Source organism: Pseudomonas brenneri, from assembly GCF_007858285.1.
GTDB classification, from domain to species: Bacteria; Pseudomonadota; Gammaproteobacteria; order Pseudomonadales; family Pseudomonadaceae; genus Aquipseudomonas; species Aquipseudomonas brenneri.
On the sequence record NZ_VFIL01000002.1, the window covers coordinates 534417 to 547911 of the forward strand.

Sequence of the window (13495 nt, forward strand, 5' to 3'; positions counted from 1 at the left end):
GGGAAAAGCGCAATAGTGCAACCCCAAGGGCAAGATTTCCACAGACCGTATGGAATTTTCATTCATCGCCCACCTATTTTTCACAGCTGCACGGCCAGTCTGCACGCCAGGTCGATACCCCCCATGAGTCGGCCTTTCGAGACTGAACTCTGGAGCCTTCTGCACAATGAACAAACTTCCTCAGATCACCCTGGCGTTCTGGGTCATGAAAATCTGTGCGACCACCCTGGGCGAAACCGCTGGGGACTTGTTGTCGATGACCCTGAACGTCGGGTATGCGATCAGTTCGATGATCCTGCTCAGTGTGTTCCTGATCACCTTGCTGACACAGTTGTGGTCGAAAACCTACAACCCGGTGCTGTACTGGATCGTAATCCTGTCGACGAGCACGGCGGGCACCACAATGTCTGACTTTATGGATCGTACCCTGGGCCTTGGGTACGCTTCTGGTTCGATGATCCTGATTGTGCTGTTGCTGATGATCTTTGCCCTCTGGCACTTGAGCGGCGATTCGTTGAACGTGAACAAGGTCCAGACCCCGCGTGGCGAGCTGTTTTACTGGGTCGCCATCCTGCTCTCCAACACTTTGGGCACGGCGCTGGGGGATTTCCTCGCCGATGACTCGGGGCTGGGCTTTGCCGGGGGCGCCATGTTGATCGGCGCGAGCATCCTGCTGGTGGTGGCGCTCAAGTACTGCACGACGGTTTCGTCGGTGGTGTTGTTCTGGGTCGCGTTTGTACTGACCCGTCCCTTTGGTGCGACCCTTGGGGACTTCCTGACCAAACCCCATGAAAAGGGCGGCCTGGACTTTGGCACCGTTGGCTCGTCGGCGGTGTTGGCGGCGGTGCTGCTGGTGATGATCGCCGGCGCCTGGTATGTACAGCGCAGGGATAGCCGCCAGCCGGTGGCAGAGCTTTCCTGACACGATGAAAAAAGGGGCCATGTCATTGGCTGACATGGCCCCTTTTTTACACCAGGCGAACGGTCAGTCCGTGGTAATCCGCGAGTGCTTGCGGGTGTCTTTCATGGTGATGTAGACCAGCAACGACACGGCAATACACGCCGTCACATACCAGTAGTAGCCGGTTTCCATGCCGATACTCTTGAACCACAGGGCGATGTATTCAGCGGTACCGCCGAAGATCGACACAGTCAGCGCGTAAGGCAGGCCTACACCCAGTGCGCGGATTTCGGTAGGGAACAGTTCGGCCTTCACCACGGCATTGATCGAGGTGTAGCCGCTGACGATGATCAGCGCCGCCATGATCAGGAAGAACGCGCCCCACCAGGTCTGCACGGTGTGCAGGGTGGTGAGGATCGGTACGGTGAATAGCGTCCCGAGGATACCGAAGGCGATCAGGATCGGCCGGCGACCAATCTTGTCCGACAGGCCGCCGACGATCGGTTGCAGGCACATGAACAGGAACAGTGTGGCTGCAGAAATGGTGGTGGAGTCGGAAATGCTCATGCCGACGGTGTTCACCAGGTACTTCTGCATGTAGGTGGTGTAGGTGTAGAAGGCCAGGGTGCCGCCCATGGTCAGGCCGACCACGGTCATCAGTTCCTTGGGGTGGCGCATCAAGGTGCGCATGGCGCTTTCCTTGGCTTTTTCCTTCTTGGTGAACGATTCGGTTTCTTCCATGCCGCGTCGCAGGTACAGCGCTACGACCGCACACAGGGCGCCAATGGCGAACGGGATACGCCAGCCCCAGGCGTACAGTTGTTCGGTAGTCAGGGTTTGTTGCAGCACGATCAGCACGCCGAGGGCTATGAGCTGGCCGGAGATCAGGGTCACGTACTGGAAGCTGGAGTAGAAACCACGACGTTCTTTGGTCGCCATCTCGCTGAGGTAAGTGGCTGAGGTGCCGTATTCGCCGCCGACCGACAGGCCCTGCAGCAAACGGGCAAATACCAGCAGGATCGGCGCGCCGATGCCGATGACTTCATAGCCAGGGCTCAGGGCAATCAGCAATGAGCCGAAGCACATTAGGTAGACCGAGGCCATCAAGGCCTTTTTACGCCCGACTTTGTCAGCGTAGAGGCCCATCAACCAGCCGCCAATCGGGCGCATCAAAAAGCCCACGGCGAAGATCGCGGCGGTGTTGAGCAGTTGGGCAGTGGTGTCGCCTTTGGGGAAGAAGGCTTTGGCGAAGTACAGCGAGAAGGCGGCGTAGACGTACCAGTCGTACCACTCGACCATGTTGCCGACCGATCCGCTGAAGATCGACTTGATCCGGCTGGAGGTAGTGCGTTCTTTTGCCGGCACGGCAGCCGACCCCAGAGGCAGGGAATTGGAGTTATCCATTGAAGGATCCTTCATGTCATTGTTTTTGTGGAGCGCGCGTCAGCGCAGCCTGGTTGGGGCTATAGCAGGAGCTGTGCCAATTGGCTGAAGGCCCGTTCTAGAAGGGTGTAGGAATTTTTTTGAGCGGAAAGCCGCTGATGATTTTTTGGTGGTGAGCGGAAATCCGCTTATGGCGGTTGTCCTCATGAGCCCCCTCAATCCATCGCAAGAAACATCTCCCGGGTCAGCCCATGCCGCTGCATCTTTTCATTGAAGGTGCGCCGTGGCAGTTGCAGCTCGGCCAGCACGGCCTTGATATCGCCTTTATGCCGGGTCAATGCGGCTTTCAGGCAGTGGGCCTCGAACGCTTCCTGCTGCGCGGCCAGGGATTGCCCTGCCTCGATACCTTCCGGCTCCGGTTCACCCAGGCCCAGCACCTGGCGTTCGGCAACGTTGGCCAACTCGCGCACGTTGCCCGGCCAGTCATGGCTCAGCAGCCGCCCCAGTTGCGGCCCGCTGAGTGGCGCGGCATCCCGGCCCAGGCGCTCGGCGGCGCTCTGGGTGAAGTGTTCGAACAGTAGCGGAATGTCTTCGCGGCGCTCGCGCAACGGCGGCAGGCGCAATTGCGCAACGGTCAGGCGATAAGCCAGGTCTTCACGAAAGCGGCCGGCGCGGGCTTCGTCCAGCAGGTCGGGCTTGGTCGCGGCGATGATGCGCAGGTCCACCTTGATGCTCTGGTTGGAGCCCAGGCGTTCGAGTTTCTGCTCCTGCAGCACCCGCAGCAGCTTGACCTGCTGGGCCAGGGGCATGCTTTCGATCTCGTCGAGAAACAGCGTGCCGCCGTCGGCGTACTCCAGTTTGCCGATGCGCTTGCCCTGGGCGCCGGTGAAGGCGCCGCTTTCATGGCCAAACAGTTCGGCTTCAAACAGTTGCTCGGGGATCGCCGCACAGTTGAGGGCGACAAACGGCTTCTTCGCCCGGGGGCCGAAGTCGTGCAGGCAACGGGCGACCAACTCCTTGCCGCTGCCGGTTTCGCCACGGATCAGCACGTTGACCGGCAAGGCCGCCAAATCCAGGACTTGGCGTCGCAACGTTTGCAGGCTGCGGGACACCCCCAGCAGGCTCGATTCGAGCTTGGCCCGATGATCGGCCTGTTGGTGCAGGCGGCGGTTTTCCAGGATCAGGCCGCGCTTGTCCAGGGCTCGGCGCAGGCCGGCGAGCAGGGCGTCGGGGCTGAAGGGCTTTTCGAGGAAATCGTAGGCGCCGTCGCGCATGGCTTCGACGGCCATGGGGACGTCGCCATGACCGGTCAGCAGGATCACCGGCAGGTCGGCATCGCGTCGTTGCACCTCGGCCAGCAGCTCCAGGCCACTGAGGCCCGGCATGCGCACGTCACTGAGAATCACCCCGGGGAAATCCCTGGGCAGGTGAGCCAGGCAGTCCTCGGCACGGCTGAACAGTTGCACCTCAAAACCAGAGAGGCTCAGCCACTGTTCGACGGCCGTGCGGATGCTGGCCTCGTCATCAACCACGATCACCGCGTTCAGCATAGGTCCGGCGCCTCCAGCGCAATGGGCAGGGTCAGGGTGAAGACGGCGCCGTCGCCGTGGTTGGCAGCACTCAAGCGTCCCCCCAGTTCATGCACGATAGCGTAGGACACCGCCAACCCGAGCCCGAGGCCGTCACCCACCGGTTTGGTGGTGAAGAACGGGTCGAACACATTATTCAGGTGTTCCTCGGCAATGCCGCCGCCGCTGTCGCTCACACTCAAGTGCCACAGTTGTTGATCGGCATGCAGGCGGATTTCCAGGCGTTTGTGCGGCGCGTTGGCCATGGCATCGAGGGCATTGCGCAACAGGTTGATCAGCACTTGTTCGAGGCGAATGGCATCACCACGCACCCAGGCTGGGCGGGTCAGGTCGAGCACGATGCTGATGGCTTCGTCGCGCAGGCGGGCGTCGAGCAAATGCAGGGACTGGTCGACCACGGTCGCCAGGTCCAGGCGTTCGCGCAGGCCGCTGGGGCTTTTGCGGGCGAAGGTCTTGAGGTGGCCAGTGAGGCCTGCCATGCGGGTGAGCATATCGTCCAGGGGCGTCAGCGCCTGGTAAGCGTCATCGATGCGCCCGTGATCGAGCAGCAGGCGCAAGGTGGCCAGTTGCATGCGCTGGGCAGTCAGTGGCTGGTTGATTTCATGGGCCAGGGCCGCAGACATCTGTCCCAGTGCTGCCAGCTTGGCCGATTGCACCAGGCCATCCTGGGCGGTGCGCAAGGCCTGGGTGCGCTCTTCCACCAGGCGCTCCAGTTCTTCGCGGCTGCGCTGGCGCAAACGGGCCAGGCGCCAGCGTTGGGTCAGGAACAACAGCAGGAACACCAGTGCCAGCCACAGGCCGGCGGCGGCGAGCCCAGCATTACGCTGATCTTCAAAGGCGACCTGGGGTTTGCGCAGTAAGTGCAGGGTCCAGCCTTCGGCTTTGAGGGGCAGGGATTCCCAGATGTAGTTGGCGTTGCCTGCGGGGCCGGCCACACGCACCAGGTGACTGTTTTCGTCGAAGCGCTGCAAGGTCTGAGTGTCCAGGGGCAGCAGTTGTTTCTTGTCGTATTGGCGCGTGGCCTTGAGTTCAGCCAGATCGTTGGCCGACAGCGGGCGCAGGTTGCGGTAACGCCATCCGGGTTTATTGGCGATAAATACAATGCCCCGTGCATCACTGACCAGCAGCAGGTCATCGCCCTGGGCCCACTCGCGTTCCAGTTCCGGGAACTCCAGCTTGACCACCATGGCGCCAATGAACTGCTCCTGCTCATCCACTACCGCGCAGGAAAGGAAATACCCCGGGATCCCGGTGGTCACCCCCACCGCATAAAAACGCCCGGTGCCCTGGCTGCGGGTCTGGCTGAAGTAGGGGCGAAACGCATAGTTGTGGCCGACATAGCTGCTGGGCAGGCGCCAGTTACTGGCAGCCACGGCCAGCCCGGTACGGTCCATCAATTCCAGGGTCGAAGACTGCGCGGCGCCGTTGATACGTTCCAGCTTGTGGTTGAGCACGTCCTGGGTCGCCGGATCCAGTGGGCCTTTCAAGGCGCGGATCATTTCCGAATCCAGGGCCAGCACGGCGGGCAGGGCGCGGTAACGTTCGATCAGGGTGTGCAAGGAGTTGGCATACAGTGCCAACTGCTGGTTCGCGCGCCCGGCATCGTCCACCAGTGACTGGCGTTCGGCCTGGCGGATGGCCACGCTGGCCGCCAGGACGGCACCGGCAATAATCAGCAGGGAGTAGAAGGTCAGACGCAATGGGCGAGGGATCGCGATCATACGAGAATGAGCAGCTGCAGTAGGGGGCGAGCACCATAACATGTGCTGCTTGGATCTTGTGGCGAACGGGCTGGTGTGACAGCTGGGCTTGTGTGGGAGAGGGCTTGCTCGCGAAAGCAGTGTGTCATTCAACGCATCCAGCGCCTGATTCAGCGCTTTCGCGAGCAAGCCCGCTCCCACATGACTGCGTTTGCAGCGACCACAAAAAAGGCGACTGCGGCATGGAGCCACAGTCGCCTTTTATCCTTGCTGGGAGGTGCTTACTGCACTTCTACCGCCAGGCTCTCACTGATCTTTTGCTGCCAGATGGCAGGACCTGTGATGTGTACCGACTCACCGTTGCTGTCGACTGCAACAGTCACCGGCATGTCTTTGACGTCGAACTCGTAGATCGCTTCCATGCCCAGTTCGGCGAACGCCACCACACGCGACTTCTTGATGGCTTGCGCCACCAGGTAAGCCGCGCCGCCGACGGCCATCAGGTACACGGCCTTGTGGTCCTTGATTGCTTCGATGGCGGTCGGGCCACGCTCGGATTTGCCGATCATGCCCAGCAGGCCAGTCTGTTCAAGGATCTGGCGGGTGAACTTGTCCATCCGCGTAGCAGTGGTCGGGCCAGCCGGGCCAACCACTTCTTCGCGCACCGGATCGACCGGGCCGACGTAGTAGATGAAACGACCCTTGAGGTCGACCGGCAGGGTTTCGCCCTTGTTCAGCATCTCGACCATGCGCTTGTGCGCTGCGTCGCGACCGGTGAGCATCTTGCCGTTGAGCAGCACGGTTTCGCCCGGTTTCCAGCTCTGCACATCTTCCGGGGTCAGGGTGTCGAGGTTGACCCGACGCGCCGACGGGCCGGCTTCCCAGACGATTTCCGGGTAGGCGTCCAGAGGTGGCGCTTCCTGGGCAACCGGGCCGGAACCGTCGAGCACAAAGTGCGTGTGACGGGTGGCAGCGCAGTTGGGGATCATGCACACCGGCAGGGAGGCGGCGTGGGTCGGGTAGTCCATGATCTTCACGTCGAGCACGGTGGTCAGGCCACCCAGGCCCTGGGCACCGATGCCCAGTTGGTTGACCTTCTCGAACAGCTCCAGGCGCATCTCTTCGATACGGTTGGACGGGCCGCGCTTTTTCAGCTCGTGAATGTCGATGGATTCCATCAACACTTCCTTGGCCATCACTGCGGCTTTCTCGGCGGTGCCGCCGATGCCGATGCCGAGCATGCCCGGTGGGCACCAGCCGGCGCCCATGGTCGGAACGGTCTTGAGCACCCAGTCGACGATCGAGTCGGACGGGTTGAGCATGGCCATTTTCGACTTGTTCTCGGAACCGCCACCCTTGGCCGCCACGTCCACTTCCACGGTGTTACCCGGGACGATGGAGTAGTGGATCACCGCAGGGGTGTTGTCCTTGGTGTTCTTCCTGCTACCTGCCGGGTCGGCGAGGATCGAGGCCCGCAGGACGTTTTCCGGCAGGTTGTAGGCGCGACGCACGCCTTCGTTGATCATGTCGTCCAGGCTCATGGTGGCGCCATCCCAGCGCACGTCCATGCCGACACGGACGAACACGGTGACGATCCCGGTGTCCTGGCAGATCGGGCGGTGGCCGGTGGCACACATGCGCGAGTTGATCAGGATCTGGGCCATGGAGTCACGGGCTGCCGGCGATTCTTCGCGCAGATAGGCCTCGTGCATCGCCTGGATGAAGTCAACGGGGTGGTAGTAGGAAATGAATTGCAGGGCGTCGGCAACGCTCTGAATCAGGTCGTCTTGCTTGATCACGGTCATGAGTCGCGCTCCTCTATAAGGGAACATTCAATAAAGGTGGCTTCAGTGTTGCGTCGGTCGGCTGAAGCCACCTTTCCAAGGCACGCCAAGTGGTGCAGGCGCGACGCTAAAAAGGCGCGGCAGTATAACCCGGCGCGGTGGCCGATACACCCGACGATGGTCACGAATGGCTGGCTCGATTTAGCTGTAGGAGCGAGCTTGCTCGCGAAAAACGTGAATCTGGTGGGTTTCGTCAGACAGCCCGCGCTATCGTTAGCGACATTCGCGAGCAAGCTCGCTCCTACAGTTGAAGAGTTTTATGCCTGAACTGCACGTCGGCGCACGCCACTGGTCGGTTTCCACCGGCAGCAATCTGCTGGATGCCTTGAACCAGGCCGGTGTGGCCGTTCCCTACAGCTGCCGCGCCGGAAGTTGCCACGCTTGCCTGGTGCGGTGCCAGGGTGAGGTCGAGGACAAGCAGCCCGATGCCTTGAGCCCGGCACAACGCCAGGACGGTTGGCGCCTGGCCTGCCAGTGCCAGGTCACGGGTGACGTGCAGGTTGAAGCCTTTGACCCCTTGCGCGATGGTGCAGCGGCAACGGTACTGAGCGCGGACTGGTTGAGCCCGACGGTGCTGCGCCTGCGCCTGCAACCGGAGCGTGGGCTGCGTTATCGGGCCGGCCAGCACCTGGTGTTGTGGGCGGGTACGGTGGCGCGGCCATATTCCCTGGCCAGCCTGCCCCAGGACGATCCGTTCCTGGAGTTCCACCTTGATTGCCGCTTGCCCGGCGAGTTCAGTGATCTTGCTCGGCAGCTACAGGCCGGTGATCAACTGCGCCTGGGCGAACTGCGCGGCGGGGCGTTGCACTACGATCCGGACTGGCAATCCCGGCCGCTGTGGCTGCTGGCATCCGGCACCGGCCTGGCCCCCTTGTGGGGCGTGTTGCGCGAAGCCTTGCGCCAGGATCACCAGGGCGCCATCCGCGTGATTCACCTGGCTCATGATACGGGCGCGCATTATCTGGCCGAACCCCTGGCCCAGCTTGCCGCCAGCCATGACAACCTCACCGTCGAGCTGTGGACAGCGGCGCAGTTGGCCGGTGCTTTGGCGCAACTGCGGCTTGTTTCCCGGCAAACCCTGGCCTTACTCTGCGGGCATCCCGACAGTGTCGAGGCCTTTTCCAAGCGCCTGTTCCTGGCGGGCCTGCCGCGTAATCAACTGCTGGCCGATGTGTTCCTGCCCCGTGGTTGAGCGCTGATTCCAATCTGCGAGACTCACCATGACCGATGCCATTGTGCTGCAACGTGACCGTGGGCTGCTGATTCTGCAGCTCAATCGCCCCGACAAGAAAAACGCCCTGACCCGCGCCATGTACCATCAGTTGGCCGAGGCGTTGGAGCAGGCTGATGCTGATAACACGGTCAATGCGGTACTGATCCAGGGCAGCAGCGAGTGTTTTACCGCCGGCAACGACATTGGCGATTTCTTGCAACAACCGCCTACGGACCTGGACAGCCCACCGTTCCTCTTCATGAAAAGCCTGCTTAATTGCCGCAAACCGGTGATCGCTGGCGTGGCCGGTGCTGCGGTGGGCATTGGCACGACGCTGTTGCTGCATTGCGACCTGGTGTATGTCAGCCGCGATGCCCGGTTGCGCATGCCGTTCGTCAACCTGGGGCTGTGCCCGGAGTTTGGCTCCAGCCTGATCCTGCCGCGTTTGCTTGGGCATGCGAAGGCTGCCGAATTGTTGCTGCTGGGCGAAGGATTCAGCGGCGAGCAAGCAGCGCAGTGGGGCATTGCCACACAAGCGCTGGACAGTGGCGAAGCCGCGCTGGCCAAGGCGCGGGAGGTGGCCGAGCGTTTCGAGAGCCTGGCGCCGGGCGCGGTGCAGATCAGCAAACAGTTGATGAAGAGCGTTGATCGCGAGCAGTTGCGCCAGGTGATCGAGGAGGAGGGCGCGCTGTTTACCCAGCGGTTGAGGTCGCCGGAGGCGATTGCGGCGTTGTCGGGGTTTATTGCCCAGCGCTGAAATCGAAGTGGCTGGACTGACGCTTTCGCGGGCAAGCCCGCTCCCACATGGGGATGCATTTCAAGTGTGGGAGCGGGCTTGCCCGCGAAAGCGCCAGTGCAACCACCACCTCACCCTGATTAGAAATGCAAAAGGCCCTGTCACTCACATGACAGGGCCTTTGCTTTCAGCAGGTCACTCAGACCATCTTGTCGCCAACATGCAGGATCTTCATGCCGTTGGTGCCACCGATGGTGTGATAGCTGTCACCTTTGGTCAGGATCACCCAATCGCCTTTCTCCACAACGCCACGCTTGAGCAGTTCGTCGATGGCAGCCTGGCTGACTTGCTCAGGCGGCAGGGACGCCGGGTCGAACGGTACGGTGTACACGCCACGGAACATGGCCGCACGGGCCTGGGTTTCGCGGTGCGGGGAGAACGCGTAGATCGGGATCGAGGAGCGGATACGCGACATGATCAACGGCGTGTAGCCACTTTCGGTCAAGGCGATGATCGCCTTTACACCCGGGAAGTGGTTGGCGGTGTACATGGCGGCCAGGGCGATGCTCTGGTCGCAGCTTTCGAACACTTTGCCGATGCGGTGGCTGGAGGTCTTGCTGGTCGGGTGCTTTTCGGCGCCGACACAGATACGCGCCATGGCCTGGACCGCTTCCAGCGGGTACGGGCCGGCAGCACTTTCCGCCGAGAGCATCACGGCGTCGGTGTAGTCGAGCACGGCGTTGGCCACGTCGGACACTTCGGCACGGGTCGGCATCGGGTTCTGGATCATCGACTCCATCATCTGGGTCGCCACGATCACCGCTTTATTGTGGCGACGAGCGTGCAGGATGATTTTCTTCTGGATGCCGATCAGCTCAGCATCACCGATTTCCACGCCGAGGTCGCCGCGGGCAACCATCACTGCGTCGGATGCCTTGATCAGGCCGTCGAGGGTTTCGTCGTCGGCCACGGCTTCGGCGCGCTCGATCTTCGCCACCAGCCAGGCGGTACCGCCGGCCTCGTCGCGCAGTTGGCGGGCGTATTCCATGTCGGCGGCGTCGCGTGGGAAGGACACGGCGAGGTAGTCCACTTCCATTTCGGCGGCGAGCTTGATGTCAGCCTTGTCTTTTTCAGTCAGGGCTGGCGCGGTCAAGCCACCACCACGACGGTTGATGCCTTTGTGGTCGGACAGCGGGCCGCCGATGATCACGGTGCAGTTCAGCTCGGTGACGGTGGCGGTGTCGACGCGCATGACCACTCGGCCATCGTCCAGCAGCAGTTCGTCGCCGACGCCGCAATCCTTGACCAGGTCCGGGTAGTCGATACCCACGACTTGCTGGTTGCCTTCGGTCAGCGGATGGCTGGTGGAGAAGGTGAACTTGTCACCGATCTTCAGCTCGATGCGCTTGTTGGCGAATTTGGCGATCCGGATCTTCGGACCTTGCAGGTCACCCAGCAGCGCGACGAAGCGGCCATGCTTGGCGGCGATGTCACGTACCAGCTTGGCGCGAGCCTTGTGCTCGTCCGGGGTGCCGTGGGAGAAGTTCAGACGGGCAACGTCCAGGCCAGCCAGAATCAGCTGTTCGAGGACTTCCGGCGAGTTACTGGCCGGGCCAAGGGTGGCGACGATTTTGGTACGACGGACGGACATGCACGGACTCCTGAGTTCTAGCGCTGGGGAAGGCTACTATGCTCTTTGGCTGTAGTCATTGTTCGTTTGCACTACTTATTATCGATTCGCTTGTTTTCACTCTAAGGAGCGGGACGAACAACCCTGAAGATTTTCGCCCAAGGGTCGATACACTGCTCAAGACAGGAGAACACCCCATGCGAGTTTTGATCATTGCTGCCCTGGCCGTCAGTGTTGTCGGCTGTACCCGTTGGTCGATGGACCATCATTTGAACAATGCCTACCGTGCCTACAACGTAGGCGACTGCGAACGGGTCACGTTGGAGTTGTCCCAGGTCGACCGTGAAAGCCGCTCCCGTCGCTACGTGCAGCCGGAGGTCTCGATGCTGCGTGGGCAGTGCCTGGAGCGGCAGAAGTTGTTTGTGGACGCGGTGCAGACCTATCAGTTCATCATCAGCCAATACCCGGCGAGCGAATACGCGTTCCGCGCTCGCGCACGCCTGGACACGCTGCAACAACTGGGGCATTACCCCGGTGCAAGCCCGGCACGAGCACGCCCAGCAGCCTTGTAATGACATTTGTCATTTCATAGCTGGCCTCTTGCCAGAGTTAGGCTATTCTTTGGATGTCCGTTTGTACAACTTTCAAGTCAAACAGATATAAAACCCGAGTTTCGGCGCAGCTAACGTGATGTCGTACCGAGATCCAGGGAGAGCGGGGCGTTGCAGGCAGCGCTCCGACCCGTATCACAGGAGCGGCCAGAGTCATGGCCATTGGACGGCGATCTCAGCATGTTTACCGACCGACGAATTGAGCGGCATCAATTGCCCGGCTTTTTACAGGTATTCAACCGCTTCACGGATAAGCCCATCGGTTACTTGGGCAACATCTCCAGTGAAGGGCTGATGCTGATCAGCCAATTACCCATGATGGTCAACGTGGATTTTGAGCTGCGCTTGAAAATCCCCGGACCTGAGGGGGATATGCATGCCATTGATTTTACGGCCACTTGCCTGTGGAGTCGTGAAGATATTAACCCCCTACATTACGATTCGGGGTTCATCCTGCTGCAGGCACCCGCCGAGTACGGGCAACTGATGGTCGCGTTGTTGCAGTACTTCAGTTTTTACCCCTTGCAGACTTCGGCCTAGCGCCATACGCCCTTCATAGCACGCCGGCTTTTTTCCAACCCAGGTAACGGGTGACCAGGTCGGCTCCCAGGTCCGAGGGGTGGGCATCCAGCACCGCCAGGCCCTGCGCTTTCAGGCGGTCATGCAGTTCTTCCCGGGCATTGAGGTAGTCGACACTGCCACAGTAGGCCAGCGCTTGCGGTAGGGTTTGCACGGGGGCCTGGCGCACTTGATCCAGCACTTCTTCGCGCAGGCTCGCGACCAATACCCGATGCTGGCGACCGATGCGCTTGACTGCGGTAAGCAGATCCTCGTCGTCTTCATCACGCAGGTTGGTCACGACAATCACCAGCGCCCGGCGTTTCTGGCGGGCCAGCAGTTGATTGGCCGCGCCCTGGTAGTCAACGGCTCGTCGGGTGGTGTCCAGGTCGTATACCGCGTTGAGCAACTGGTTCAATTGGCCACTGCCCTTGACCGGCGCCAGGTAGCGCGGCTGGTCGCTGGCGAAGGTACACAGGCCCACGGCATCGCCCTGGCGCAAGGCTACATAGCTGAGCAGCAGGCAGGCGTTGAGGGCGTGGTCGAAATGCGACAGTTCGCCGTCCTGGCTACGCATCCTCCTGCCGCAATCGAGCATGAAGACAATCTGCTGGTCGCGTTCATCCTGGTATTCCCGGGCAATCGGCGTGCGTTGCCGTGCGGTAGCCTTCCAGTCGATCTGGCGCAGGCTGTCACCCTCGCGAAACTCCCGCAGTTGATGAAACTCCAGGCCCAGGCCGCGACGCTGGCGCTGGCGTACACCCAGTTGGCTGAGCCAGTTATCCACGGCGAGTAACTGAGCACCGTACAGGCGGGCAAAATCCGGATAGACCCGTGTGGCATCCTTGACCGGCACCTGGCGTTTTGCTGTCCACAATCCCAGGGGGCTGGGCAGGTGCACCTCACAGCGTTCGAAGCTGAAATGCCCGCGGCTCAAGGGTCGCAGGCGGTAGCCCAGGTCACTGTGCTCACCGGGGCGCAGGGCGATGGACTGCGGCAGGTTTTGCATGCTCAATCCATCCGGTACGTGATCAAACACCTTCAGGATCAGCGGCTGTGGATAGTCATGCTCCAGGGTAATCCGCACCTCGCTCCAGCGCCCCAAAGCCAGGCTGCCCGGCATCTGCCGGCGCAGGCGTGGCGAGGGGCGGCGCTTGAGGCGGGCCGCATCGAGCAATGTCAGCAACAACAGCGCCAGGAGCAGGCCCCAGGCCACGGAGTGCAGGGTGACCGGCACCTTGAATTGCAGGGCCATGGCCGTTCCGAGGGCGATGTTCAGACCCAGCAACACCGCGAGCCAGGCCAGCAACAGGCGAGTGGGTCTCATGGG

General features: G+C 61.5%; 11 protein-coding genes. 5 read left to right on the top strand and 6 right to left on the bottom strand.

Translation table 11 applies throughout. The features are described from left to right. The first annotated feature begins 166 nt into the window (after window positions 1-166). Complete coding sequence (locus FJD34_RS05720) at window positions 167-922, top strand: COG4705 family protein (protein ID WP_032862455.1); 756 nt, start codon at window positions 167-169, stop codon at window positions 920-922. Between the two features lie 63 nt (window positions 923-985). Here the strand turns inward: FJD34_RS05720 and FJD34_RS05725 are convergent, their stop codons facing one another. From FJD34_RS05725 to FJD34_RS05740, 4 genes are all read right to left on the bottom strand, one after another. Beyond that, window positions 986-2305, bottom strand: a complete 1320-nt coding sequence (locus FJD34_RS05725; RefSeq protein ID WP_032862456.1) for an MFS transporter — start codon at window positions 2303-2305, stop codon at window positions 986-988. Between the two features lie 194 nt (window positions 2306-2499). Beyond that, window positions 2500-3834, bottom strand: coding sequence for a sigma-54-dependent transcriptional regulator (locus FJD34_RS05730; RefSeq protein WP_032862458.1), 1335 nt, complete (start codon window positions 3832-3834; stop codon window positions 2500-2502). After that, window positions 3828-5594, bottom strand: a complete 1767-nt coding sequence (locus FJD34_RS05735) for an ATP-binding protein (RefSeq protein WP_090291846.1) — start codon at window positions 5592-5594, stop codon at window positions 3828-3830. Before FJD34_RS05735 ends, FJD34_RS05730 begins: the two co-directional genes overlap by 7 nt. A 260-nt stretch (window positions 5595-5854) precedes the next feature. After that, on the bottom strand, window positions 5855-7378 hold the full coding sequence (locus FJD34_RS05740) for a fumarate hydratase (protein WP_032862460.1): 1524 nt from the start codon (window positions 7376-7378) through the stop codon (window positions 5855-5857). Window positions 7379-7676: 298 nt separating this feature from the next. Here FJD34_RS05740 and FJD34_RS05750 point away from each other — a divergent pair, with 298 nt between their 5' ends. Continuing rightward, a complete protein-coding gene (locus FJD34_RS05750; protein WP_065943997.1) occupies window positions 7677-8609 on the top strand; it encodes an iron-sulfur-binding ferredoxin reductase in 933 nt (310 codons plus the stop codon). A gap of 28 nt (window positions 8610-8637) precedes the next feature. Beyond that, a complete protein-coding gene (locus FJD34_RS05755; RefSeq protein WP_065943998.1) occupies window positions 8638-9387 on the top strand; it encodes an enoyl-CoA hydratase in 750 nt (249 codons plus the stop codon). A 178-nt stretch (window positions 9388-9565) separates the two neighbouring features. Here the strand turns inward: FJD34_RS05755 and pyk are convergent, their stop codons facing one another. Continuing rightward, window positions 9566-11017, bottom strand: a complete 1452-nt coding sequence (pyk, locus tag FJD34_RS05760; protein ID WP_032862464.1) for a pyruvate kinase — start codon at window positions 11015-11017, stop codon at window positions 9566-9568. 176 nt (window positions 11018-11193) lie between these two features. On the opposite strand from pyk, the gene FJD34_RS05765 reads away from it, so the two are divergent. After that, complete coding sequence (locus FJD34_RS05765) at window positions 11194-11568, top strand: tol-pal system YbgF family protein (protein WP_032862465.1); 375 nt, start codon at window positions 11194-11196, stop codon at window positions 11566-11568. A gap of 219 nt (window positions 11569-11787) precedes the next feature. Further along, window positions 11788-12147, top strand: a complete 360-nt coding sequence (locus FJD34_RS05770; protein WP_032862620.1) for a PilZ domain-containing protein — start codon at window positions 11788-11790, stop codon at window positions 12145-12147. Window positions 12148-12160: 13 nt separating this feature from the next. On the opposite strand, the gene FJD34_RS05775 is transcribed toward FJD34_RS05770, so the two are convergent. Next, window positions 12161-13492 (bottom strand): DUF58 domain-containing protein, encoded by a 1332-nt coding sequence (locus FJD34_RS05775; protein ID WP_065943999.1) that lies wholly within the window; start codon window positions 13490-13492, stop codon window positions 12161-12163. Window positions 13493-13495 lie beyond the last annotated feature (3 nt).

Bases quoted from the DNA above. Each gene is read 5' to 3' on its own strand.
- FJD34_RS05775 (WP_065943999.1), bottom strand. From the start codon at position 13,492: ATGAGACCCACTCGCCTGTTGCTGGCCTGGCTCGCGGTGTTGCTGGGT.
- FJD34_RS05755 (WP_065943998.1), top strand. From the start codon at position 8,638: ATGACCGATGCCATTGTGCTGCAACGTGACCGTGGGCTGCTGATTCTG.
- pyk (WP_032862464.1), bottom strand. From the start codon at position 11,017: ATGTCCGTCCGTCGTACCAAAATCGTCGCCACCCTTGGCCCGGCCAGT.
- FJD34_RS05730 (WP_032862458.1), bottom strand. From the start codon at position 3,834: ATGCTGAACGCGGTGATCGTGGTTGATGACGAGGCCAGCATCCGCACG.
- FJD34_RS05720 (WP_032862455.1), top strand. From the start codon at position 167: ATGAACAAACTTCCTCAGATCACCCTGGCGTTCTGGGTCATGAAAATC.
- FJD34_RS05765 (WP_032862465.1), top strand. From the start codon at position 11,194: ATGCGAGTTTTGATCATTGCTGCCCTGGCCGTCAGTGTTGTCGGCTGT.
- FJD34_RS05725 (WP_032862456.1), bottom strand. From the start codon at position 2,305: ATGGATAACTCCAATTCCCTGCCTCTGGGGTCGGCTGCCGTGCCGGCA.
- FJD34_RS05750 (WP_065943997.1), top strand. From the start codon at position 7,677: ATGCCTGAACTGCACGTCGGCGCACGCCACTGGTCGGTTTCCACCGGC.
- FJD34_RS05770 (WP_032862620.1), top strand. From the start codon at position 11,788: ATGTTTACCGACCGACGAATTGAGCGGCATCAATTGCCCGGCTTTTTA.
- FJD34_RS05735 (WP_090291846.1), bottom strand. From the start codon at position 5,594: ATGATCGCGATCCCTCGCCCATTGCGTCTGACCTTCTACTCCCTGCTG.
- FJD34_RS05740 (WP_032862460.1), bottom strand. From the start codon at position 7,378: ATGACCGTGATCAAGCAAGACGACCTGATTCAGAGCGTTGCCGACGCC.